The 23744-nt window shown below is 67.8% G+C and carries 22 protein-coding genes; 11 read left to right on the forward strand and 11 right to left on the reverse strand.

Going from position 1 to position 23744, the window contains the following annotated elements; genetic code table 11:
- Window positions 1-7 precede the first annotated feature (7 nt).
- From AAN986_RS25300 to AAN986_RS25310, 3 genes are all read right to left on the reverse strand, one after another.
- Window positions 8-922 carry a nucleotidyl transferase AbiEii/AbiGii toxin family protein gene (locus tag AAN986_RS25300; RefSeq protein ID WP_047218492.1) on the reverse strand — a complete coding sequence of 305 codons (915 nt, stop codon included), beginning with the start codon at window positions 920-922 and terminating at the stop codon, window positions 8-10.
- Window positions 919-1656 (reverse strand): type IV toxin-antitoxin system AbiEi family antitoxin, encoded by a 738-nt coding sequence (locus tag AAN986_RS25305; protein WP_047218493.1) that lies wholly within the window; start codon window positions 1654-1656, stop codon window positions 919-921. Before AAN986_RS25305 ends, AAN986_RS25300 begins: the two co-directional genes overlap by 4 nt.
- Window positions 1657-1816: 160 nt before the next feature.
- The gene (locus AAN986_RS25310) at window positions 1817-2545 is read right to left on the reverse strand and encodes a Crp/Fnr family transcriptional regulator (RefSeq protein WP_016446592.1); all 729 of its coding nucleotides are present in this window, start codon (window positions 2543-2545) and stop codon (window positions 1817-1819) included.
- Window positions 2546-2865: 320 nt separating this feature from the next.
- Between AAN986_RS25310 and AAN986_RS25315 the strand changes: the two genes are divergently transcribed.
- The 8 genes from AAN986_RS25315 to AAN986_RS25350 all read left to right on the forward strand — a co-directional run bounded on the left by AAN986_RS25315 (window position 2866) and on the right by AAN986_RS25350 (window position 12863).
- Window positions 2866-4803 (forward strand): AMP-binding protein, encoded by a 1938-nt coding sequence (locus AAN986_RS25315; protein ID WP_047218494.1) that lies wholly within the window; start codon window positions 2866-2868, stop codon window positions 4801-4803.
- A 14-nt stretch (window positions 4804-4817) separates the two neighbouring features.
- Window positions 4818-5603, forward strand: coding sequence for an ABC transporter ATP-binding protein (locus AAN986_RS25320; protein ID WP_012203089.1), 786 nt, complete (start codon window positions 4818-4820; stop codon window positions 5601-5603).
- Window positions 5604-5613: 10 nt separating this feature from the next.
- On the forward strand, window positions 5614-6543 hold the full coding sequence (locus AAN986_RS25325; protein WP_016446594.1) for a branched-chain amino acid ABC transporter permease: 930 nt from the start codon (window positions 5614-5616) through the stop codon (window positions 6541-6543).
- A gap of 24 nt (window positions 6544-6567) precedes the next feature.
- Window positions 6568-7632 (forward strand): branched-chain amino acid ABC transporter permease, encoded by a 1065-nt coding sequence (locus tag AAN986_RS25330; RefSeq protein ID WP_016446595.1) that lies wholly within the window; start codon window positions 6568-6570, stop codon window positions 7630-7632.
- A 230-nt stretch (window positions 7633-7862) separates the two neighbouring features.
- Window positions 7863-9179 (forward strand): ABC transporter substrate-binding protein, encoded by a 1317-nt coding sequence (locus AAN986_RS25335; protein ID WP_047218495.1) that lies wholly within the window; start codon window positions 7863-7865, stop codon window positions 9177-9179.
- Window positions 9180-9352: 173 nt separating this feature from the next.
- A complete protein-coding gene (locus AAN986_RS25340; protein WP_013804352.1) occupies window positions 9353-10186 on the forward strand; it encodes an ABC transporter ATP-binding protein in 834 nt (277 codons plus the stop codon).
- A gap of 198 nt (window positions 10187-10384) precedes the next feature.
- Window positions 10385-11632, forward strand: coding sequence for an AMP-binding protein (locus AAN986_RS25345; RefSeq protein WP_047218496.1), 1248 nt, complete (start codon window positions 10385-10387; stop codon window positions 11630-11632).
- Between the two features lie 241 nt (window positions 11633-11873).
- Complete coding sequence (locus AAN986_RS25350; RefSeq protein ID WP_016446599.1) at window positions 11874-12863, forward strand: tripartite tricarboxylate transporter substrate-binding protein; 990 nt, start codon at window positions 11874-11876, stop codon at window positions 12861-12863.
- A 109-nt stretch (window positions 12864-12972) separates the two neighbouring features.
- Here the strand turns inward: AAN986_RS25350 and AAN986_RS25355 are convergent, their stop codons facing one another.
- Both AAN986_RS25355 and AAN986_RS25360 read right to left on the reverse strand, forming a co-directional pair.
- Window positions 12973-13488: a hypothetical protein gene (locus tag AAN986_RS25355; protein WP_016446600.1), complete on the reverse strand. Its 516-nt coding sequence runs from the start codon at window positions 13486-13488 to the stop codon at window positions 12973-12975.
- 64 nt (window positions 13489-13552) lie between these two features.
- Entirely contained in the window at window positions 13553-14437 is an 885-nt protein-coding gene (locus AAN986_RS25360; protein ID WP_047218497.1) for a LysR family transcriptional regulator, read from the reverse strand.
- Between the two features lie 151 nt (window positions 14438-14588).
- Here AAN986_RS25360 and AAN986_RS25365 point away from each other — a divergent pair, with 151 nt between their 5' ends.
- The gene (locus AAN986_RS25365; RefSeq protein WP_047218498.1) at window positions 14589-15572 is read left to right on the forward strand and encodes an aldo/keto reductase; all 984 of its coding nucleotides are present in this window, start codon (window positions 14589-14591) and stop codon (window positions 15570-15572) included.
- A gap of 22 nt (window positions 15573-15594) precedes the next feature.
- On the opposite strand, the gene AAN986_RS25370 is transcribed toward AAN986_RS25365, so the two are convergent.
- The 3 genes from AAN986_RS25370 to AAN986_RS25380 are packed head-to-tail and all read right to left on the reverse strand — an operon-like array spanning window position 15595 to window position 17919.
- Complete coding sequence (locus tag AAN986_RS25370) at window positions 15595-15924, reverse strand: DUF1840 domain-containing protein (protein ID WP_016446603.1); 330 nt, start codon at window positions 15922-15924, stop codon at window positions 15595-15597.
- 33 nt (window positions 15925-15957) lie between these two features.
- The gene (locus tag AAN986_RS25375; RefSeq protein WP_047218499.1) at window positions 15958-17286 is read right to left on the reverse strand and encodes a class I SAM-dependent methyltransferase; all 1329 of its coding nucleotides are present in this window, start codon (window positions 17284-17286) and stop codon (window positions 15958-15960) included.
- A gap of 24 nt (window positions 17287-17310) precedes the next feature.
- Entirely contained in the window at window positions 17311-17919 is a 609-nt protein-coding gene (locus AAN986_RS25380; protein ID WP_016446605.1) for a hypothetical protein, read from the reverse strand.
- Window positions 17920-17941: 22 nt separating this feature from the next.
- Here AAN986_RS25380 and AAN986_RS25385 point away from each other — a divergent pair, with 22 nt between their 5' ends.
- The gene (locus tag AAN986_RS25385) at window positions 17942-19231 is read left to right on the forward strand and encodes an aminopeptidase (protein WP_047218500.1); all 1290 of its coding nucleotides are present in this window, start codon (window positions 17942-17944) and stop codon (window positions 19229-19231) included.
- Here the strand turns inward: AAN986_RS25385 and AAN986_RS25390 are convergent.
- Both AAN986_RS25390 and AAN986_RS25395 read right to left on the reverse strand, forming a co-directional pair.
- On the reverse strand, window positions 19183-20610 hold the full coding sequence (locus AAN986_RS25390) for an ATP-binding protein (RefSeq protein ID WP_043789275.1): 1428 nt from the start codon (window positions 20608-20610) through the stop codon (window positions 19183-19185). The two genes, AAN986_RS25385 and AAN986_RS25390, sit on opposite strands and share 49 nt — an antisense overlap.
- Entirely contained in the window at window positions 20603-21277 is a 675-nt protein-coding gene (locus AAN986_RS25395; protein ID WP_047218501.1) for a response regulator transcription factor, read from the reverse strand. The genes AAN986_RS25390 and AAN986_RS25395 overlap by 8 nt, the downstream gene beginning before the upstream one ends.
- A gap of 150 nt (window positions 21278-21427) precedes the next feature.
- On the opposite strand from AAN986_RS25395, the gene AAN986_RS25400 reads away from it, so the two are divergent.
- Window positions 21428-23194 carry a phosphoethanolamine--lipid A transferase gene (locus AAN986_RS25400; RefSeq protein WP_047218502.1) on the forward strand — a complete coding sequence of 589 codons (1767 nt, stop codon included), beginning with the start codon at window positions 21428-21430 and terminating at the stop codon, window positions 23192-23194.
- Between the two features lie 18 nt (window positions 23195-23212).
- Here the strand turns inward: AAN986_RS25400 and AAN986_RS25405 are convergent, their stop codons facing one another.
- Window positions 23213-23737, reverse strand: a complete 525-nt coding sequence (locus tag AAN986_RS25405) for a nucleoside deaminase (RefSeq protein ID WP_082138095.1) — start codon at window positions 23735-23737, stop codon at window positions 23213-23215.
- Window positions 23738-23744: the final 7 nt, after the last annotated feature.

Raw genomic sequence — 23744 nt, forward strand, 5'->3', positions numbered from 1 at the left:
GCTGGCGTCAGATGGCCAGCCGTGCGGCCAGCAGGTCCGCCTGCTCGGCGAACTTGCGGGGATGGGACGTGCGCAGCTGCGCCAGGTTCTGCACCTTCCATCGCACGCCGGGCAGGTGTTCGAGATGGGCGATGTCCAGCGCCGGCCAATCGGGGACTCCTGCGGCCAGCGACAGCAAAAAGCGCCGCTCACCGGCATCCAGCCCTTGCTGAAGCTCCCGCAGCAACCGCTCGCGTGCTGCGAGCAGAGATTCCAGCGACACAGGCTCGGCCGTCATGCCCCGGAAGTTGTTCTCGAAATCGTGCCGGACATCACGCAAGGGAGGAAACAGCACTTCGTGCAACGGCCGGTTGCTACAGGCCAGATAGACCACGAACGCGCGCCGGATGCCAGGAGTGATGCCGCCGTGCGCGAACAGCTGCATCACATCGAACAGATCGCGCGGATGCTGCCGGTCCAGCGCGGCCACGAGCTTGCCGCCGTACACGTCCTCTGCCGAGACCACGGGAATCTCCAGGTCGGCCATCAGCACATCGCGCGCAGCGGGCGTAAGCGATGCCCGCCGTACCGGCAGCACCGTGCCCCGCATGACATAGTTCACTTCGATCTTGACCTGCACGGAACCACGGCGCACCAGCAGCTTGGTCTGGCCCGCTGCAGCCACCGGCGCATGGGTCTGGAAGCCCCGCTTCGTCAGACGTTCTGCCGCTTGCCGGATGGCCTCATTGATCCGTTGCAGCGCCTCGTCGCGCGACGGCCTGTGGTCGGGAAACACCAAGTCCAGATCAACGGACAGGCGCGGCATATCGCGCACGAACAGGTTGATCGCGGTTCCGCCCTTCAGCGCGAACGTGTCATCCACAAACACCAGCGGCGCGACCTGTGTCAACAGGCGCGCGGTATCGAGATAGGTCTGGTTCATGCCTTGAGCACCAACAGACCATCGGCTGATCGGGACACCCAGGGCCGGCCGCTGCCCGTGGGCAGCATGGCCGGATCGAGCCTTGCAGCCCAGGGCAGCGCCCCCTCGCGCCCGAGTTGAAGGCACAGGCGCACGGTCTTGACGCTGGTGCAGCACTGCAGAAGTTCACGCAGCACCTCGGCGCGCAGGCTGTACGCGCTTTCCACCAGCTCCCTGGCTTCCTGCAGCGGCTGGCGCACGCCCACATCGCTCAGAAGCTCCAGCAGCGCACGCTCCGGCGCCGACACCTGTGCGGCCCCGCTGCGTTGCTCGAAGGGCCCGACATGCAGCAAGGCACCGGGTTGCTCGTCGAACAGCCTCTTGCGGTGGTATTCAGCGGGAAAACGCTCGGTGAACCATGGCGGCAGTTGCCCGGCGGCCCAGCCATACAGCTGCAGCACCGGCTGCTGCGCCACATACTGGCGCATGCCGTACCAGTCCAGCGCCGACTTGCCCCCCACATGCAGGCCCTCCAGGCGGCGCTGCAGCACGCCCAGGCTCGGATGCAGGGCCAGGCTGTCGTTGGGCCGGCAGAAGACCCCCCGCATCAGGCGCTTCAGCCAGCCCGCGCGCACGTAATGGACAGCCAGGTCTGCGGAGATGCCCAGCCCTGCCAGATCCTGCGAGGTGATGGGTGTGCCCGCAGGCAGCTGCGTGTAGAGCGCGTTTAATTTGCTTGCCCCGGTCGTAGTCATGCTGCGATTCAAGCACTTATTCCAAACACGGGCAACTTTGATATTTCCTTCCAATCGTAGTTCTACTACGATTTTCAATACTTTTCAAAACTTCATGGTGACAGGCATCGGTGCTGGTCCATGCCGATGGGTACGGCGCCAAAGCGGACGCCGCGCATGCTCAGGCCGCCCGCCGCGCCGTCGCAAACAGCCCGCTGCGCAGCGCTTCCAGGTCGAGCACGCGCAGGCCGCCGTACTCCACGACGATGGCGTTTTCGCGCTGCAGCACGGACAGCGCCTCGTTGACGCGCTGGCGTGACAGGCCCACCAGGTAGGCCAGCTCCTGCTGGGTGATGCGCAGCACCTCGCCGACGCCGGGATACAGCAGCGGATGAAAGAGCGCCGCCAGGCTGCGGGCCACGCGCAGGTCGGGGTTGGTGAGGCGGTCGATTTCGCGGGCCGAGATGAACTGGCCCAGGCGCTCGTTGAGCTGGCTCATGACGAAGCGGTTGAAGCCGATGGAGTGGTCCAGCAGCCAGTGGAAGGTGTCGATGGGCAGGCCGGCGACCACGCTTTTGCGGATGGCCTGCACGTTGTAGCGGTAGGGCTCGCGCTTGACGGCCGTGCCCTCGCCGAACCAGCCGCCCGGAGGCAGGCCGGCCAGCGTCATGCTGGCGCCATCGGCGCCATCGGTGTTCATCTTGAGCAGGCCTTCGACCACGCCGAACCAGTAGGTGGGCGCGCGGCCGGTGCGGCAGACGTAGTCGCCGGACTGTGCGTCGCCGACGACCAGCGCCTTGTGCGCGCGCTCGCGCTCGGCGGGCTGGAGCAGGGCCAGCCAGGGAATGCCATCGAGTTCCTCGGGTCGGGGCGCACGGCGGCGCTGGTGCAGTGACAGTTCTTGGCTCATGGAGTCGCGGCGAGGGTGCGCGGATGAATCAACAAAACCACCCAAGCATTGCCCGAGGCCAGTGGCTGGCGTGAGCGGGATTTCCAGAAGGACGGCGACCCGCTGCGAACGGGCTGGAGCGCAAGCCCCCCAACGGGCAATGAGACCGTTTTGGCACCATTTGTTACGGCGCGTTTTCCCGATGATGAGTTTCCCGAAGATTGTCGTCAAACAGACACCACGGCGTCAAAGCCAGTCCTACGATGCAGTCCAAGCCGGTGGGTCTCAGCCTGGGCATTTGCACCACGCGGCCACCATCCACGAACAACCAAGGACATGGAATGACGACCACGTTCCCGCACCTGCTGCTCCAGCATGCTGCCCAGCGCCCACAGGCACCGGCGCTGCGCGAGAAGGAATACGGCATCTGGCAGACCTGGAGCTGGAGCGAGGCCGCGCAGACCGTGCGCCACATGGCCTGCGGCCTGGCGGCGCTGGGCCTGGCACGCGGCCAGAATCTGGCCTTCATCAGCGACAACCGGCCCCATGTCTACATGGGCTTCCTGGCCGTGCAGGCGCTGGGCGCCGTGCCGATCCCGCTGTACCAGGACGCGGTGGCGGCCGAGATGCGCTTCGTCATCGAGGATGCCGAGATCGACTTCGCCTTCGCCGAGAACCAGGAGCAGGTGGACAAGCTGCTGGAGGTGCGCGAGAGCGTCCGCGGCCTGGGCCACATCATCTATGACGACCCGCGCGGCCTGCGCCACTACGACCAGCCGGGGCTGATCAGCACCGAGGCGCTGCTGCAAAAGGGCAAGGAATGGGAGGCCGCCCACCCGGGCGCCTGGGATGCCATGCTGGCGGCGCTGTCGCCCGACGACGTGTCCGTCATCCTCTACACCTCGGGCACGACGGGCAAGCCCAAGGGCGTGTGCCAGACCCACCGCAGCTTTGGCGAGTCGGCACGCGGCGGTGTGCAGGTGGACCGCCTGGGCCCTGGCGACAACGTGATCTCCTACCTGCCTCCGGCCTGGGTGGGCGACCACCTGTTTTCCTTCGCGCAGTGGCTGGTGGCGGGCTTCACCATCAACTGCCCGGAGTCGGCCTCGACCGTGTCCATCGACCTGCGCGAGATCGGCCCCAGCTACTACTTCGCGCCGCCGCGCATCTTCGAGGGCATGCTGACCTCGGTGTCCATCCGCATGGAGGATGCCGCGCCGTTCAAGCAGTGGATGTACGGCCGCGCCATGGCCGTGGCGCGGCGCGTGGGATCGGACATCCTGGACGGCAAGACGGTGGGCACGCTGGACCGCCTGAAGTACGCGCTGGGCGACCTGTGCATCTACGGGCCGCTGCGCAATGCCATGGGCCTGTCGCGCATCCGCGTGGCGTATACGGCGGGTGCGGCCATCGGGCCCGAGCTGTTCCGCTTCTTCCGCTCCATCGGCATCAATCTCAAGCAGCTCTACGGCCAGACCGAGACCTGCGCCTATGTGTGCATACAGCGCGACGGGCAGGTGGAACTGAGCAGCGTGGGCCAGGCCGCACCGGGCATCGAGCTGAAGATCGCCGACAACGGCGAGGTGCTGCTCAAGGGCGTGTCCGTGCTCAAGGAGTACTACAAGCGCCCCGACGCCACGGCCGAGGTGGTGGATGCCGACGGCTGGTTCCACACGGGCGATGCCGGCGTGATCGACGCCAGCGGGCAGCTGCGCATCATCGACCGCGCCAAGGACGTGGGCAAGACCAGCCGGGGCGCCATGTTCGCGCCCAACTACATCGAGAACAAGCTCAAGTTCTTCCCCCAGATCAAGGAGGCCGTGTGCTTCGGCCACGGTCGCGACCAGGTCTGCGCCTTCATCAACATCGACTACGAGGCCGTGGGCAACTGGGCCGAGCGCCAGGGCCTGCCCTACGGCGGCTATGTGGACCTGGCATCGAAGGCCAAGGTGCTGGAGATGGTGGCCGACTGCGTGGCCCAGGTGAACGCCGACCTGGCCGCCGAAGCCGGCATGGCCGACACGCAGGTGGCGCGCTTCCTGGTGCTGCACAAGGAGCTGGACCCCGACGACGACGAGCTGACCCGCACGCGCAAGGTGCGCCGAGGCTTCATTGCCGACAAGTACGGCGTGCTGGTCGATGCGCTGTACACGGGCAAGCGCGAGCAGTTCATCGAGACCCAGGTCAAGTTCGAGGACGGCCGCACCGGCAGCGTCAGCGCCACGCTGTCCATCATCGATGCCAAAACCCATTCGGTGGCTGCCACCGCCAGGGCCTGACCGGAGCCGCTGACATGACCCACAAGAAGATCGGCGATGTCATCCTCGACATCAAGAACATCAGCCTGCGCTTCGGCGGGGTGAAGGCGCTGACGGACATCTCGTTCGATGTGCGCGAGCACGAGATCCGCTCCATCATCGGCCCCAACGGCGCGGGCAAGAGCTCCATGCTCAACTGCATCAACGGCGTGTACACCCCGTCCGAGGGATCGATCACCTTCCGGGGCAAGACCTTCAGCCACATGAACAGCCGCCAGGTGGCCGAGATGGGCGTGGCGCGCACGTTCCAGAACCTGGCGCTGTTCAAGGGCATGAGCGTGATCGACAACATCATGACCGGCCGCAACCTGCAGATCAAAAGCGGCATCCTGATGCAGGCCCTGCGCCTGGGCCCGGCCCAGCGCGAGGAGATCCGCCACCGCGAGTTCGTCGAGCACATCATCGACTTCCTGGAGATCCAGGCCTACCGCAAGACCCCCGTGGGCCAGCTGCCCTACGGCCTGCAAAAGCGCGTGGACCTGGGCCGCGCCCTGGCCATGCAGCCGCAGGTGCTGCTGCTGGACGAGCCCATGGCCGGCATGAACGTGGAGGAAAAGCAGGACATGTGCCGCTTCATCCTCGATGTCAACGACGAGTTCGGCTCCACCATCGTGCTGATCGAGCACGACATGGGCGTGGTCATGGACATCAGCGACCGCGTCGTGGTGCTGGACTACGGCAAGAAGATCGGCGACGGCGCACCCGACGAGGTGCGCCAGAACGAAGACGTGATCCGCGCTTACCTTGGCACAGGCCATTGAGGGGACTGACATGGGATTTTTTCTGGAAACCTTGTTCGGCGGCCTCATGGTGGGCACGCTGTACGCGCTGATCGCCATCGGCTTCGTGCTGATCTTCAAGGCCTCGGGCGTGTTCAACTTCGCCCAGGGCGCGATGGTGCTGTTCTCGGCCCTGGCCATGGCGCGCTTTTCCGAGTGGATCCCGAAGTGGATCGGCATGGAGCCGGGCTGGTTCACCAACCTGCTGGCCATCTGCGTGTCGCTGGCCATCATGGTGGTCGTGGCCTGGGTGATCGAGCGGCTGGCGCTGCGCCACCTGGTCAACCAGGAGCCCATCACGCTCTTGATGGCCACGCTGGGCATCGCCTACCTGCTCGACGGCCTGGGCCCGATGATCTTCGGCAGCGCCGTCTACAGCATCAACGTGGGCATGCCCAAGGACCCCATGTTCATCCTCGACGGCCTGTTCGAGGGCGGCGTGCTGCTGAGCCAGGAAGACCTGTATGCGGCCTGCATCGCCGCGCTGCTGGTGGCCGCGCTCAGCGTGTTCTTCCAGAAGACCAAGACCGGCCGCGCGCTGCGCGCCGTGGCCGACGACCACCAGGCGGCGCAGTCCATCGGCATCCCGCTGTCGCGCATCTGGGTCATCGTCTGGTCGGTGGCCGGCGGCGTGGCCCTGGTGGTGGGCATCATCTGGGGCTCCAAGCTGGGCGTGCAGTACTCGCTGTCGCTGGTGGCCCTGAAGGCCCTGCCCGTGGTGATCCTGGGCGGCCTGACCTCGCTGCCCGGCGCCATCATCGGCGGCCTGATCATCGGCGTGGGCGAGAAGCTCTCCGAGGTCTACCTGGGCCCCATGGTCGGCGGCGGCATCGAGACCTGGTTCGCCTACGGCCTGGCCCTGTGCTTCCTGCTCGTGCGGCCCCAGGGGCTGTTCGGCGACAAGATCATCGACCGCGTCTGAGACCGTATACGGAGAACTTGCACCATGTTTTATCGTGAGAACGGTCAATTCAAGACGACCTACGCATCCGACCAGCAGATCTTCGGCGTCGCCCAGGACCGCTGGGCCATCGTGGCGCTGCTGGCCGTCGCCTTCCTGGTGATTCCCTTCAGCGTCAGCGACTACACCTTCCAGGCCGTGCTGATCCCCTTCCTGATCATGTCGCTGGCGGCGCTGGGGCTGAACATCCTGGTCGGCTACTGCGGCCAGATCTCTCTGGGAACGGGCGCCTTCATGGCCGTGGGCGCCTACGCGGCCTACAACCTGCAGGTGCGCTTCGAGGGCATGCCGCTGCTGGTGGCCCTGATCGGCGGCGGCGTGCTGGCCATGGTCTTCGGCGTGATCTTCGGCCTGCCCAGCCTGCGCATCCGCGGCCTGTACCTGGCCGTGGCCACGCTGGCCGCCCAGTTCTTCGTGGACTGGCTGACCAGCCGCGCCGCCTGGGTGACGAACAACTCCTCCTCGGGCTCGGTGAGCGCAGGTCCGCTGTCCATCATGGGCTGGAAGATCGACACGCCCATGGAGAAGTACCTGCTGTGCCTGGGCATCCTGTGCCTGCTGGGCCTGGCCGCCAAGAACCTGGTGCGCGGCGCCATCGGCCGCGAATGGATGGCCATGCGCGACATGGACGTGGCCGCCAGCGTGATCGGCATCCGCCCGACCTACGCCAAGCTCAGCGCCTTTGCCGTGAGCAGCTTCATCGTCGGCGTGGCCGGCGCGCTGTGGGGCTTCGTACACCTGGGTGCCTGGGAGCCTGCGGCCTTCAGCCTGGACCGCTCGCTGCAGCTGCTGTTCATGATCATCATCGGCGGCCTGGGTTCGGTGGTCGGCAGCATCTTCGGCGCGGCCTTCTTCGTGCTGCTGCCGCTGCTGCTCACCCAGGTGCCTCACTGGCTGGGCCTGCCGCTGTCCACGGCCACGGCGACCTACCTGGAGCACATGATCTTCGGTGCGCTGATCGTGTTCTTCCTGATCGTGGAGCCGCACGGACTCGCGAAGCTGTGGGCAACGGCAAGGCAAAAGCTTCGCGTCTGGCCCTTCCCGCATTGATATGACACCCCCTGAGTCGCTTCGCGCCTTCCCCCTCTCTACTCGCTACGCGAGGGAGGGGGACGACACCCTCGGTGCGGGGCGGCCCTTCCTCGGTGTCCCTGACCTGGGGCTCGCCAGTTCCACAGATGGCGCCAGGAAACATGGAATGTTTGATTCTGATCGAGACAGGGCGCCACAGAGTGCCGGATAACCGGGGAATCTTCCCCAGCCAACTAGGAGACAACGTCATGATGTTCAAGAAAGTCGCCATCGCCGCCGCCACCGTCGCAGCCGGAATCGGCGGCCTCGTGGCCGCCCCCGCCGTCCAGGCCCAGGACCAGTTCGTGCCGCTGCTGGTCTACCGCACGGGCCAGTTCGCTCCGCTGGGCATTCCATGGGCCGATGGCAAGCAGGACTACATCAAGCTGGTCAACGCCAAGGGCGGCATCAATGGCGTGAAGATCGCCTACGAGGAGTGCGAGACGGCCTACGACACGGCCAAGGGCGTGGAGTGCTATGAGCGCCTGAAGGGCAAGGGCGGCGGCGCGGCGGGCTTCGATCCGCAGTCCACCGGCATCACGTTCGCCGTGACGGACAAGGCGCCCGGCGACAAGATGCCCATCATCACCACGGGCTACGGCCTGTCGCAGTCGGCCGACGGCAAGGTCTTCGAGTGGAACTTCCCGCTGCTGGGCAACTACTGGACGGCGGCCGACTCCATCATCCAGGACATCCTCAAGAAGGAAAAGGGCAGCCTCAAGGGCAAGAAGATCGCCCTGGTCTACCACGACTCGCCCTATGGCAAGGAACCCATTCCGCTGCTGCAAAAGCGCGCCGCCAAGGAAGGCTTCGACCTGACGCTGCTGCCCGTGACGGCGCCCGGCGTGGAGCAGAAGTCCACCTGGCTGCAGATCCGCCAGCAGCGCCCCGACTACGTGCTGCTGTGGTCGGCCGGCGTGATGACGCCCACGGCCGTGCGCGAGGCGCAGGCCACCGGCTACCCGCGCGAGAAGATGTACGCCATCTGGTGGGCCGGCTCGGACCATGACGTGAAGGACATCGGCGCCGGCGCCAAGGGCTACAACACCGTGACCATCCACAACACGGCCGAGCACGACAAGGTGCACGACGAGGTCAAGGCCATGGTCTACGACAAGGGCCAGGGCTCGGCCACCGACGCCAAGGAACTGGGCGCCATGGCCCACACGCGCGGCATGGTGATCTCCATGCTGCAGGTGGAGGCCATCCGCACGGCACAGGAAAAGTACGGCAAGGGCAAGGTCATGACCTCCGAGCAGGTGCGCTGGGGCCTGGAGAACCTGAACCTCACGCAGGAGCGCCTCAACGAGCTGGGCTTCGGCAAGATCATCCGCCCCGTCAAGACCAGCTGCGACAACCACCTGGGCACCGACTGGTCGCGCATTGCCCAGTGGGATGGCGCCAAGTGGAAGGTGGTCTCCGACTGGTACCAGGCCGACAAGTCCATGGTCGAACCGCTGGTCAAGGAGTACGCGGACAAGTACGCCAAGGAAAAGAACGTAAAAGCTAGAACTTGCACCCCCTGAGGCGCTTGCGCGCCTTCCCCCTCTCTACCCGCTTCGCGGGGGAGGGGGACGACACCCTCGGTGCGGGGCGGCCCTTCCTCGGTGTCCCTGAGTTGGGGCATGCCCCGCGCAGAGATGCTTCGAGAGTTGCGGCCCCGCACTCCGCTTTCGTATCAACGCCCATGGACGACGCCATGACCACCGCACCCACCTCCGCCCCGGCCCCCAGCGATCCGCTGCTCGTGGTCAATGGCATCGAAGTCATCTACAACCATGTGATCCTGGTGCTCAAGGGCGTTTCGCTCCAGGTGCCGCGCGAGAGCATCGTGGCCATTCTGGGCGGCAACGGCGCGGGCAAGACCACGACGCTGCGCGCCATCTCCAACCTGCTCAAGGGCGAGCGTGGCGAGGTGACCAAGGGCACGATCGAGCTGGAGGGCGAGCGCATCGAAAGCCTCACGCCCTCCGAGCTGGTGCAGCGCGGCGTGGTCCAGGTCATGGAGGGGCGGCACTGCTTCGCCCACCTGACCATCGAGGAAAACCTCATGACCGGCAGCTACACGCGCACTGACAAGGGCGAGATAGCAGCCAACCTCGAGAAGGTCTACAACTACTTTCCGCGCCTGAAGACGCGCCGCACCTCGCAGGCGGCCTACACCTCGGGCGGCGAGCAGCAGATGTGCGCCATCGGCCGCGCGCTGATGGCCAATCCGCGCATGGTGCTCCTGGACGAACCCTCGATGGGCCTGGCCCCGCAGATCGTCGAGGAGGTGTTCAACATCGTCCGCGACCTCAACAGCAAGGAGAAGGTCACCTTCCTGCTGGCCGAGCAGAACACCAACATGGCGCTCAAATATTCGGACTACGGCTACATCATGGAAAGCGGCCGCATCGTCATGGACGGCGCGGCCTCGGACCTGGCCAGCAACGAGGACGTCAAGGAGTTCTACCTGGGCGTGGGCGGCGGCGAGCGCAAGAGCTTCAAGGACGTCAAGAGCTACAAGCGCAGAAAACGTTGGCTTGCATGAATACCCCCTGAGTCGCTTCGCGCCTTCCCCCTCTCGCGTCGCGGGGGGGACGACACCCTCGGTGCGGGGCGGCCCTTCCTCGGTGTCTCTCGCCTGGGGCCGCGCCGGTTTCGCAGGCAACGGCGTTGCTGAATTTCTGGAATAAACCACTATCACTGGCCGGACTCCATCTGCCCTTTTCCACATACAGGACTAGCCATGAGTGCCTTCTACGACGCGCTGGAGACGCGCACCCCTGACGAACGCGAAGCGGCGCTGCTGTCCGCCCTGCCCCGGCAGATCGCCCATGCGCAGCAACAGTCGGCTGCCTTCGCCCGGATCCTGGCCGGCGTCGATGCCGCGCAGATCACCAGCCGCGAGGCCCTGGCCCGCCTGCCGGTGACGCGCAAATACGAGCTGCTGCAGCGCCAGGCCGAGCAGCGGCCCGCGCAGATCTTCGGCGGCTTCAACGCCATCGGCCTGGGCCAGCCCATGCCGCGCCTGTTCTGCAGCCCCGGCCCCATCTACGAGCCCGAAAGCCGCCGCCCCGACTACTGGCGCATGGCGCGCGCGCTGCATGCCTCGGGCTTTCGGCCCGGCGAACTGGTGCACAACTGCTTCAGCTACCACTTCGTGCCCGCGGGCTCGATGATGGAAAGCGGCGCCCATGCGCTGGGCTGCACGGTGTTCGCAGGCGGCACGGGCCAGACCGAGCAGCAGGTGCAGGCCATGGCCGACCTGCGGCCCGCCGGCTACGTGGGCACGCCCAGCTTCCTCAAGATCATTGTGGAAAAGTCCCTGGAGATGGGCCTGCCCATCCCCTCCGTGACCAAGGCCATGGTCTCGGGCGAGGCCTTCCCGCCCTCGCTGCGCGACTGGCTGGCCGAGCGCGGCATCGCGGGCTACCAGTGCTATGCCACGGCCGACCTGGGCCTGATCGCCTACGAGACCGAAGCGCGCGAAGGCCTGGTGCTGGACGAGCAGGTCATCGTCGAGATCGTGCGCCCCGGCACGGGCGACCCCGTGGCGCCCGGCGAGGTGGGCGAACTGGTGATCACCACCTTCAACCCCGACTACCCGCTGATCCGCTTCGGCACGGGCGACCTCTCTGCCGTGCTGCCCGGCCAGTGCCCCACGGGCCGCACCAATGCGCGCATCAAGGGCTGGATGGGACGCGCCGACCAGACCACCAAGGTGCGCGGCATGTTCGTGCACCCGGGCCAGATTGCCGACGTCGTGCGCCGCTTTCCGCAGGTGGGGCGCGCAAGGCTGGTGGTCACGGGCGAGATGGCCAATGACCAGATGCAGTTGCTGGTCGAAACCCGCGAGACCTCGCCGGGCCTGGCCCAGCAGCTGTCCGACGCGGTGCGCGAAGTGACCAAGCTGCGCGGCGACGTGCAGATGGTGCTGCCGGGCACGCTGCCCAATGACGGCAAGGTGATCGAAGACGCGAGGTCTTACAAGTAGCCACCGAGGCGCGGGGACGGTGGCCGCGCAGCCGCGCAGCCGGTGCAATCCCTGAAAACATGACGCCTGTCAAGCCTCCAAGGGTTTGCACTAGATCAATGGCAAGGGAATCTGCTGCGGCGCAATAGAAACAATTCTTAAAATTCGTCTCCTCGTGCATTCGGTTTCTTTTGCGTGTTTGCCCTTTAGGGCGAAAACGCATCGCCCCCTATCATTTGCACGCCATTCACCTGGAGACACTATGAAAGCATTGTTCAAGATCGCAGCCATCGCCCTGGCAGCCGGCGCAGCCATTGGCGCTCATGCGCAGGACTATCCTGCCGCAGGCAAGACGATCACCCTCATCGTGCCGTTCACCGCAGGCGGCCCGACCGACAAGGTGGCCCGCGATCTGGCCGAGTCCATGCGCAAGCATCTGAACAATGCCACCATCGTGGTGGACAACGCCGACGGCGCCGGCAGCACCATCGGCACGGCCAAGGCTGCACGTGCCCGCCCTGACGGCTACACGCTGCTGATCAACCACATCGGCATGTCCACGATCCCGTCGCTGTACCGCAAGCTGTCGTTCAACGTGCTCAACGACTTCGAGTACGCCGGCATCATCAACGACGTGCCCATGACCCTGATCGGCCGCCCCAGCCTGCCGGCCAAGAACTTCGCCGAGGTCAAGGACTGGATCGGCAAGAACCAGGGCAAGGTCAACCTGGCCAATGCCGGCATCGGTTCCGCCTCCCACCTGTGCGGCCTGATGCTGCAGGCGGCCATGAAGACCGAAATGACGCCCGTGCCCTACAAGGGCGCCGCGCCGGCCATCGCCGACCTGATCGGCAACCAGGTCGACCTGCTGTGCGACCAGACCACCAACACCACGGGCCAGATCACGGCCAAGAAGGTCCAGGCCTATGCCGTGACCACGCCCAAGCGCCTGGTCATGCCCGCACTGAAGGACCTGCCGACGCTGGCCGAAGTGGGCGTGCCCGACTTCCAGGTCACCATCTGGCACGGCCTGTACGCGCCCAAGGGCACGCCGGCCGACGTCGTCAAGAAGGTCAACGAGGCCATGAAGGCCGCCCTCAAGGACCCCGAGTTCATCAAGCGCCAGGAAGCCCTGGGCGCCGTGATCGCCAGCGACGGCCGCATCGAACCCGAAGGCCACAAGAAGTTCGTCCAGGCCGAGATCGAGAAGTGGGGCAAGGTCATCAAGGCAGCCGGCACCTACGCCGACTGATCCCGAGGACCACCACCGCGACGGATCGCCCAGTTGCAACCACGATCAAGCCCGGCTTCGGCCGGGCTTTTTCGTTGACGGGGACGGCGCGACAGCGGCGATGCAGGGTTCAGGGCGCCGGCCCGCGCAGCGCCATCACGGCCTGCCAGCTGCCGCCGCGCTGGCTTGCGTTGTAGAGGTTGCTCTGCGTGTTGCCGGGACCTTCGTAGTAGCTGCCGCGCATCAGGCATTGCGATCCCGAGGCCGTGCAGTGCACCAGTTCGACGCCGAACATCAGCGCCGGCCGGCCGCTGGCCCGGTCCAGCACCTGCTCGCCGCCCTTGCCCACGTCGCAGGCCGAAGCCGGCCGCACCTGGCTCTGGCCGCTGAGCAGGGCCAGCGTGCCGGCATCGGGGTCCAGCAGCGCCCATCCCCGGCCGTTGCCTATGCAGTAGGCCGCCGCCTTGGGGCCGAGGTTGGAGGCGTTGTCCAGAAACAGCAGCGAATACACGGCCGCCGCCGCTCCCGGGGGCGCCTGCGGGCCGGTGGGCGCCTTGGGCCTGTCGGCGCAGGCGGCCAGCGCCAGCGTGGCGGCCAGCGCGCCCAGCCAGGGCAGGAATCGGGAGGAATGACGGAGGCGGTGCATGGAAGTCCTTTCTTTCTCGCAATCTGCGTGCGTGTTTAACACGGCGCGCGGCCCCTGCTGCGGCTCAGGCCGGGCCTTCGAGTTCGGCATGCCGCCGCTCGAACAGTTCAATGAGGTGGTCCGCCACGGCCCGCACCCGCCGCGAATGGGCAAGGTCGGCATGCATGGCAAGCCAGATCGGCTGGTCGGCGCCCAGCTGCGGCTCCACGCAGACCAGCCCCGCCTGCCGCGCCAGGAAATGCGGCAGCACGGCCAGGCCCAGGCCCGCCTGGGCCGCGGCCAGCTGCGCGGACAGGGTGTTGGTCTCCAGCCGGCAGGGACGCCCGCGCAGGGCGCGCGCCATCCAGCGTGCGGCGGGCAGGTGGGCATGGCTGTCGTCCCAGCCGATGAAGGCGTCGCCTTCGAAGGGGTCCGAGCCGCTCCGGCCAGCGCGGCCAGCAACATGGCCGGCCGATCCGTACAAGCCGAAACCCAGCGTTCCCAGGCGCCGGATCGTGACGTGGCCGGCCTCGGGCTGGGTCATGCGCACGGCCAGGTCGGCATCGCGCCGGTGCAGGTTCAGCGTCTGCACGCCGCTGACCAGTTGCACGCGCAGCCCCGGATGGCGCGCGAACAACTGCGCCAGCGAGGGCACGATCAGCGGGTTGGCCAGGTTCTCCGCCGTGGCCAGCCGCACCACGCCCGCGACCTGCGCCTGGCTGTGCGCGGCATCGCCCAGGGCCTGGGCCGCCTGCTCCAGCGTCTCGGCCGGGGCCAGCAGCGCCTGGCCGTCGGCCGTGAGCCGATAGCCGCTCTGGTGGCGGCTGAACAGCGGCATGGCCAGCGCGGACTCCAGCCGGTCCAGCCGGCGCGAGACCGTGGCCACGCCCAGCCCCAGCGCGGCCGAGGCGCCGCTCAGGCTGCCGGCGCGGGCAATGGCCAGGAAGATGCGGGCGTCGTCCCACTGCAATGAAGTGCTCCTTGGTTTTCCTGGAAAGCCCTTGCGGAGAGCCTTTGCGGAAATGTTTTCCGGAAATGGAAGATCGAAGCGCGATTTTCTCAGTAGGCAAGCCCACCCCGGAAAACCATACTGGCCCCTTGTTTCAGCAAGAGGATATGCAATGCAACAACGCACACTTGGCCACGATCTGCAGGTATCCGCCCTGGGCCTGGGCTGCATGGGCATGAGCGAGTTCTATGGCCCGCGCGACGACGCCCTGGCGCTGCAGGCACTGGACCATGCCGTGGAGGCCGGCATCGACTTCCTGGACACGGCCGATGTCTACGGGCCGCACCACAACGAGGAGCTGATCGGCCGCTTCCTGGCCACGCGCCGCCCGCGCGTGAAGATCGCCACCAAGTTCGGCATCGTGCGCAAGGCCGGGGAGTACCGGCGCAGCATCGACAACAGCGCACAGTACGCACGGCAAAGCTGCGAGGATTCGCTGCGCCGCCTGGGCGTGGAGCGCATCGACCTGTACTACGTGCACCGCGTCGATGCCACGCGCCCCATCGAAGAGACCATGCAAGGCCTGGCGCAGCTGGTGCAGGAGGGCAAGATCGCCCGCATCGGTCTGTGCGAAGTCAGCGCGGCCACGCTGCGCCGCGCCCATGCCGTGCACCCGGTGGCGGCGGTGCAGACCGAGTATTCGCTGTGGACGCGCGAGGTGGAGGACGAGGTGCTGCCCGCCTGCCGCGAGCTGGGCGTGGGGCTGGTGGCCTATTCGCCGCTGGGGCGCGGCTTTCTCACGGGACGCTTTCATGGCGGCACGGCCTTCGAGCAGGGCGATTTCCGCGCCAGCCTGCCGCGCTTTCAGCCCGGCAACATCGACACCAACCAGGCCCTGGTGGGTGCCGTATCGGCCCTGGCGCAGCGCAAGGGCAGCACGCCTGCGCAGATCGCCCTGGCCTGGCTGCTGGCCCAGGGGCCGGACGTGGTGCCCATTCCGGGCACCCGGCGCATCGCCCATCTGCAGGACAACCTGGGCGCGCTGTCTGTGGCACTGACGCCCGGCGAGCTGGACGAGCTGCGGCGCGCCAGCGACGAACTGCCCGTGGCCGGGCAGCGCTATACGGAGGAAGGCATGAAGGGCATCAACGCCTGACGGGCCAGCGAGGGCCTCCGGCTTACCAGGTGACGTCGCTGTTCTCGGCGGCGCTGCGGCGCAGCATGTCGATCATGGGCGCAGCACGCTGGCGCAGGCTGACGGCATCGCGTGCGCCCGGTGCGGCATTGTCCTGGTCGCCATCCTGCGCATCCTCTTCCTGGTTGGCCTTGCGGCGGGCATCGTCATCGGCCACGGCGGCTTCCAGCGCATCGATGGCGGCCGGGATCTGCTGGACGGTGATGATGCCGCTGGCGCCGGGCGTCTTGCCGACGATCTCCAGGACCTGGCGGCCGTTGGATTCGAGCATGATGACGTCGGCCGTGGCACGGGACTTGAACTTGTAGAGCATGGCTATCCTTTTTCTGTGTGGCGTGTCATGCACTCAGCGGTACATGTACTCGCGGTTGAAAGCATAGTCCGATTGGGCTCCCACCATGGACCCCGACTGCAGCCGTCCGTCGGGATGCGTGCACAGCATCTGGTGCAGGGCGATCCAGCCGCGCTCGAAGCCCATGGCGCAACCCGCCAGATAGAGCCGGTAGGCGCGCAGCACCTTGGCGGCACCTTCGGCATCGGCATGCTGCTCAAGGATACGCTGCGCCTGCGGCAGCTGGGCTTCCAGTGCGTCGGACCAGTTCCACAGCGTGCGTGCGTAGTGGGGCCGCAGGTTCTCCGTGTCCACCATTTCCAGCCCGCTGTGGCCCATGTCGTGCAGCACGCGGCTCACATGCATCAGCTCGCCGCCGGGGAAGATGTAGCGGTCGATGAACTCGCCCATGCCCGCGCCCAGCTGGGTGTTGTCCACGCCGCCTGCGGTGATGCCGTGGATCAGCGCCATGCCGCCCGGGCGCAGCAGGCGGTGCACGGTCTGGAAGTACTCGGGCAGCTGGGCCTGGCCCACATGCTCGAACATGCCCACCGAGCCTATCTTGTCGAAGGGCTGGCCGGGCGCCAGCGCGCGGTAGTCCAGCAGTTGCATGTCCACCCTGCCCTGCAGGCCGCGCTCGGCAATCAGCTGCTGCACATGGCGGTGCTGGTTGTGCGAGAGCGTGATGCCCGTGGCCGTGACGCCGTAATGCTCGGCCGCCCACAGCAGCAGCGCGCCCCAGCCCGCGCCGATGTCCAGGAAACGCTCGCCGGGCCGCAGGTTCAGCTTGCGGCAGATGTGGTCGAGCTTGGCCTCCTGGGCCTGGGCCAGCGTCATCTGCGGATCGCGGAAGTAGGCGCAGGAATAGACGCGGCGCGGGTCCAGCCACAGGCCGTAGAAGTCGTCGGAGATGTCGTAGTGGAACTGGATCTGCTGGGCGTCGCGCGCCAGCGTGTGCGCGGCCATGGAGCGCATGCGGGCCATGGCATGCACCCACCAGTGCGATGTGCCGCGCACCGGATCGGATTGCAGCAGGCTGGCGGCCACCGCCATCACGTCGCGCATGCGGCCATCGATGCGTACCAGCCCCTCCACGATGGCACTGCCCAGTGTCCCTATCTGCCCGGCCGCCAGGCTGGCCATGGCCGCCATGGACTGGAAATGCAGCACCACCTGCGCATCCGCAGGACCGGCGCGCTGGCCGGACGGCAGGATCACGGCCACGGGAACAGGGAGAGACGCCAGCCGCGCCTCGATGGAGCTCAGCACTTGTGTCATGGCGTTCATTTTTGACAGCAAGCCGCACTGCGTCAATCGCAGCCTGGGCTGTGCATGGCGGGGCATGGCGCCCCGCCACAGAAGGGGCGATCAGGCGATCAGCTGCCTGTAGTCGCGCCGTGTCTGGTCACTCACCGAAGCAAGCACTTGCTCGAAGGGCGTCTTGTGCCGTGCGACCAGCCGCAGGGATGCCACGGCGCGCGATTTGCAAAACCAATGACAGGTGTACTGCATGAGCAACAGCTCGGCCGTCATCATGAAGGCGCGCGCACGGCGTTCTTCCTCGGTGGCGCTGTCGGCCACGCGCACGGAGGCAATGCCGCGCGCATGCAGCTGCATGGCTTCGCGCAGATCGAAGCCGGACGACGGGAACAGCCGGTCCAGATAGGGCAGCGCCACGGGCAGCGTGCTCACGCGCGTGAGCTGCGGATCGGCCGAGGCCATTTCCTTGGCAAAGCGCTGGAACTGCTCGACCAGGCTGGTTTCGGTGTTGTCCAGCACGGTCCAGATCTGGGCGCGGCGCTGCTCGTCGTTCTCGCCCAGGGCGCGCAGATAGCCTTCGATCAGGCCTCCCATCAGCTTCTCTATCTGGAAACGCCCCAGATACTGGGCCAGCAGCAGGGTATGCCGGCGCTGCTCCTGCGTCTTGAGAAGGTAGATTGCGATGAAGACAATGATCGCCAGCGTGAAGAAGTCCATGAAAGCAGCAAGGGGGCCAAGGGTGCGTGAAGGCTTGAGTGTAGTCAGGCGCGGCCTGCCCGCGATTTTGGCGGGCATAGGCCTGCTGCTGGGCGGCTGTGCCAGCACGGGGGCCGGCGGCGACGGCCTGGGCTATTACTGGCAGAGCCTGCGCGGCCAGATACACCTGCTGCAGGCCAGCCGCCCCATTGACGACTGGCTGCAGGACGACAACCTGGCACCCGCGCTGCGCGAGCGCCTGCTTGCGGCCCAGCGCATGCGCAGCTTCGCCGTGCAACGGCTGGGCCTGCCCGACAACGCCAGCTACCGCCGCTACGCCGATCTGCAGCGGCCCTTTGCCGTGTGGAACGTGGTGGCCGCGCCGCCCGACAGCCTGGAGCTGCACCGCTGGTGCTTTCCCGTGGCCGGCTGCGTGGGCTACCGGGGCTACTTTTCCGAGGCAGACGCCGTGGCCCAGGCCCGGCTGCTGGCCGACCAGGGCCTGGAGTCCGGCAGCTACGGCGTGCCCGCCTATTCCACGCTGGGCTACCTGAACTGGCTGGGGGGCGATCCGCTGCTCAACACCTTCGTGGGCTGGGGCGAGGGCGAGTTCGCCGGCCTGCTGTTCCATGAGCTGGCCCACCAGGTGGTCTACGTGGCCGGCGATACCGCCTTCAACGAATCCTTTGCCACCACCGTGGAGCGCCTGGGCGCAACGCTGTGGCTGGCCACCGAGGCCGGCCCAGCCGCCCGCGCGCGCTGGGAGTCCAGCCAGCTGCGGCGTACGCAGTGGCGGGCACTGACCGGGCGCACGCGCCAGGCGCTGCAGCAGCTGTACCAGGACCCGCAGCAGCGCGGCCCCGCCATGCAGCAGGCCAAGGCGCAGATCTACCAGCAGCTGCGCAGCGACTACGCTGCGCTGCGTGCGCAATGGCGCAGCGCCGATGCAGCCTTGCTGACCACCGACGCGCAGCGCCAGTTCTACGAACGCCACCAGGCCCGGCTGGACCAATGGGTGGCCGATGCCAACAACGCCAGCTTCGGCGCGCTGGCCGCCTATGACGACTGGGTGCCGGCCTTCACCGCGCTGTGGCACCAGGCCCAGGCCCAAGCAAAGACCCAAGCTCCGGCCCAGGCCCAGCCCGGCAACGAGGCAATCCAGGGCTGGCAGCGTTTCTATGCCGAGGTGCGGCAGCTGGCCGCCCTGCCCGCAGCGCAGCGCAACGCCAGGCTGTGCAGGCACATGCCGGCCGATGCGCCCCTGCCGTCTGCCTGCGACCCGGCTCAGGCCGGGGCGTCGGGATCCGCGGACGGATCGCGCCCCGGCAACTGAATGCGTGCCAGCAGGCCGCTGGAGCTGCCAGGCGGTGGCGACTGCAGCTGCAGGCTGCCGCCGTGCTGGGCCACGATCATGGACACGATGGACAGGCCCAGGCCATAGCCCGGCGATGCCAGTTCGCGCACGGCGCCCTGGGGCAGGCGCAGATCGTCCACATGGCGCACATGGCGCTCGCGCGCGGTGCCCAGCGCCACGGCGTCCATGCCCGGCCCCTCGTCGCGCACCTGGACGGTATGGCTGTCGCAGACTTCGAGCAGCACCTCCGAGCCATCGCTGTAGCGCAGCGCGTTCTCCACCAGGTTGCGCAAGGCAATGGCCAGCGTGTCCACGTCGCCCGCCACCGGACCGCAGGGCTGCTCGGGCAGCACCACATCCAGCCGCAGCTGGGTGGATTCGTCCTGCTGCCAGAACTCGGAGGCCACCATGCTGGCCAGCGTATCCAGCCGCACATCGTCCTGCGCCAGCGCCGAGCCCGAGGCCGCGCGCGACAGCTGCAGCAGCTTTTCCGTGCGCTGGCTCAGCCGCTCCAGCGCCTCGTGCGCGGCCCGCACGTCGGCGTTGTCCACGCCACGGTCCAGGGCCGTCTGCAGGCGCAGCGTGGCCACGGCCAGCGGCGTGCGCAGCTCGTGGGCCGCATTGGCGGCCATGGAGCGCTCCACCTGCAGCGCATGCGACAGGCGCTGCATCAGGTGGTTGATGCCCCGGCCCAGCCGCCACAGCTCGCGCGGCATGGCGTCCAGGTCCAGCGGCTCCAGGTTGGAGCCGCCGCGCTCGCTCAGCTGCAGCTGCATGTCGCGCAGCACGCGCAGGCGCCGCCGCGCGGTCACGCGCAGCGCCCAGCCCATGAGGGCGAGCATGACCAGCATCACCGAGCCCAGCGCCAGCAGCGCCCGCTGCAGCGCCTCGCTGCGCTCGACCATGGGATCGGCCAGCATCAGGAACAGCGGCTGCCGGGGATGGGCCACCACATAGATGCGCCAGCCCTCGCGCTCGTAGAAGCCCTCGCGCATGGGCACGGCAAAGGCCGCCACGGGGGCGGCCTGGGTGCGCAGCAGCACGTTGCCGCGGCCGTCCTGCAGCTGGTAGACCAGATCCTCGGCCTCGTCGCCCGGCTGCGAGGCCACATGCGGGCGCTGCACGCCCTCGCGCGAGTGGTCTTCCTGTTCCAGCTGGTGCACGGCCACCTCCAGCAGGCGGTGGCCGCTGTCGATCATTTCCTGGTCGAAGTTGTGGTGCACGATGTGGCTGACATACCAGGCCAGCGCCAGCACGCAGGCCAGCCAGACGGCGGCCAGGGCCAGTGTCAGCTCGCGGGCCAGCTGGTCGGCCAGACGGGGCGGCAGCGCCAGGCTGTAGCGCTGCGGCTCATCCATGCTCGATGGCCAGGCGGTAGCCGGTGCCGCGCACGGTCAGGATGCGGTCGCGCCCGAGCTTGCGGCGCAGCCGGCTGATGAACACTTCCAGCGTGTTGCTGTCGGCCTCGGCATCGAAGCCGTAGAGCGCATCGAGCAGATGCTCGCGCGCGTGCACACGCTGCGGCTGGGCCGTGAGCACGCGCAGCAGCGCCCATTCCTTGGGCGTGAGCAGCAGGGTGCGGCCGGCATCGCGCACCATTTCGCGGGCCAGGTCGATCTCCAGCGTGCCCATGCGCAGCACGGCGTCCTGCCCGGCCTGCATGCCGCCGCCGCGCCGGCTCACGGCGCGCAGGCGGGCCAGCAGTTCCTCGGGGTCGTAGGGCTTGACCAGATAGTCGTCGGCCCCCGCATCCAGCCCGCGGATGCGATCGCTGACCTGGTCGCGGGCCGTCAGCACGATGGTGACGGGAGGCTGCGCCAGCCGGCGCAGCGTGGGCATGAGCGCCAGGCCGTCACCGTCGGCCAGGTGCAGGTCCAGCAGCACGGCCGCGTAGCTGGCACCGGCCAGGCAGGCGCGCGCCTGGGCCAGCGAGGGCACGCTGTCGATCAGAAAGGCCTTGGAGCGCAGATAGCTGCCCACCGCCTGGGCCAGGGCCTCATCGTCTTCGACCAGCAGGATTCGCATGGGAGGTTGGGCCTTCGCACATCAGGATGCGCACCGGATACGGACTGAACAAGCGTGGCGCAAGGGGGGGGGGCGGCAGGGGTTCAAGCTGAACGGAGTCTGAACGCGGGGTTCAGATGTTCTTAAGCTGCGAATTCTACGCTCGCGGCCATGTCAGAACGCCTGCTCGCCCGCCCCCCCTTTGCCGGCTCCTCCGGCACCGGCCAAGCCCCGGCCCCATCTTCTGCCCAGCCTGCCCAGGCGGCCCCCGCCAGCCTCGCGGCACGGCTGCGCATGGCCTGGACCGCACCGCGCTCGCCCCAGGCCGTGGCCCTGGTGCTGGCGCTGTGGCTGCTGGCCACCGCCAACTGGGCGCTGTGGCGGCGCCTGCCCCACCTGGAAGGCTATGACGGCAGCCTGGCCGCCCTGGTGCTGCGGCTGCTGCCCCTGGGCCTGGGCGGCCTGCTGCTGCTGCTGTCGCTGACGGCCTGGCCGCGCGGCATGAAGCCGCTGTGGATTGCCCTGCCCTGGATTGCCGGCGCGGCCCAGTACTTCATGACCGCCTACGGCACGGTGATGGACGGCGGCATGATCAACAACATCCTGCAGACCGACCTGCGCGAGAGCAGCGACCTGTTCAACCCCCAGCTGCTGCTGCAGCTGCTGCTGGTGGCCGGACTGCCCACGGCCTGGCTGCTGCGGCTGCGCGTCATCCGCCCGCGCCGCAGCATGCAGACCGTGCTGCGCACGCTGGCGCTGCTGGCCGCCTCGGTGCTGCTGCTGGCGGCCTCGGTCTTTGTCTCGTACCGCGAGCTGGCGCCCGTGGTCCGCAACAACCTGTGGATGCGCCACATGCTCAATCCGGTCAGCCCGGTGCTGGCCTCGCTGGACGCGGTGCTCAAGCCCATCCTGCGGCCCAAGCGCCCGTTCGCCAGCATCGCGGCCGGCGCCACGCTGGGGGCCACCTATGCGGCCGAGCGCAAGCCGCCGCTGTTCGTCATCGTCGTGGGCGAGACGGCGCGCGCCGCCAACTGGGGACTGAACGGCTATGCCCGCGACACCACGCCCGAGCTGGCCAGGCGCAAGGTGCTCAACTGGAGCAACGTGACGTCCTGCGGCACCAGCACGCGCGAATCCGTGCCCTGCATGTTCTCGCACCTGGGCCGCACCGGCTTCTACAAGAGCAAGGTGGACTACGACAACCTCGTGGACGTGCTGTACAGCGCCGGCCTGGCCGTGCTGTGGCTGGACAACCAGGCCGGCTGCAAGGGCGTGTGCGACCGCATTCCCAACGCCAGCACCGCCGACCGCCTGGACACGCCCGACGGCAAGGCGCTGTGTTCCAGCGATGGAGAATGCCTGGACGGCATCCTGCTCAGCGGCATCGACGAACGCATCGCCGCGCTGCCGCGCGAGCGCCGCGAGCGCGGCGTGGTGCTGGTCATGCACCAGATGGGCAGCCACGGGCCGGCCTACTACAAGCGCTCCACGCCGGAGACCAAGGTCTTCCAGCCCGAATGCCTGACCAATGCGCTGTCCAGCTGCACGCGCGAGCAGGTGGTCAATGTCTACGACAACTCCATCCGCTACAACGACCATTTCCTGTCGCAGACCATCGACTGGCTGACGCGCCAGCAATCGCGCTACCAGACCGGCATGGTCTACATGTCCGACCACGGCGAGTCGCTGGGCGAGATGGGCATCTACCTGCACGGCATGCCCTACGCCATGGCGCCCGACGAGCAAAAGCACATTCCCATGATCGCCTGGCTGGGCAACCTGGGCCAGCGCACCGGCGTGTCCGAACGCTGCGTGCGCGGCCAGCTGGACGCGCCGCTGTCGCACGACAACCTCTACCACACCACCCTGGGCCTGCTGGACGTGACCAGCCCCACCTACCAGAAGCCCCTGGACGCGCTGGCCGGCTGCCGCAGTTGAGCCGCCCGCGCAGGCGGCTCAGCCCTGTTGCCAGAAGCCCCGGTGCGGCGCCAGCATCTCCTCCTGCAGCGCAGGCACGGGCCCCACGACCTGCACGCTGCGCTGCCCGCGCGCGAAGACCTCGCGGCAAGGCAGGGACAGCGTGGGATTTTCGGGATGGTCGCCCGTCAGCGCCAGCAGCGCCGTTTCCTCGGCGCCGTAGAGCACGCGGCCTATGCCGGCCCAGTAGATGGTTCCGGCGCACATGGCGCAGGGCTCGAAGGTGGTGACCAGGGTGCACTGCGCCAGGTAGGCGCCCGGATAGTTGGCGGCCGCCGTGCGCGCCAGCGTGGACTCGGCATGGTTCACCGTGTCGATGTTGCCCTGCTCGGCCAGCACGGTCTCGCCGTCGGGCGCCAGCAGCAGCGCGCCAAAGGGATGGCGGCCCATGGCCATGGCCCGCCCGGCCACGGCGCCTGCGCGGCGCAGCTGGCGGGCCGCCTGTTCGTCGGTCAGGGGCGTCATGGGCGTCATGTGCGGGGTCGTCGTGGGTGCGGGCATCATGGCCGGA

Source organism: Delftia sp. DS1230 (assembly GCF_040112715.1).
Classification (GTDB): Bacteria; Pseudomonadota; Gammaproteobacteria; order Burkholderiales; family Burkholderiaceae_C; genus Comamonas; species Comamonas tsuruhatensis.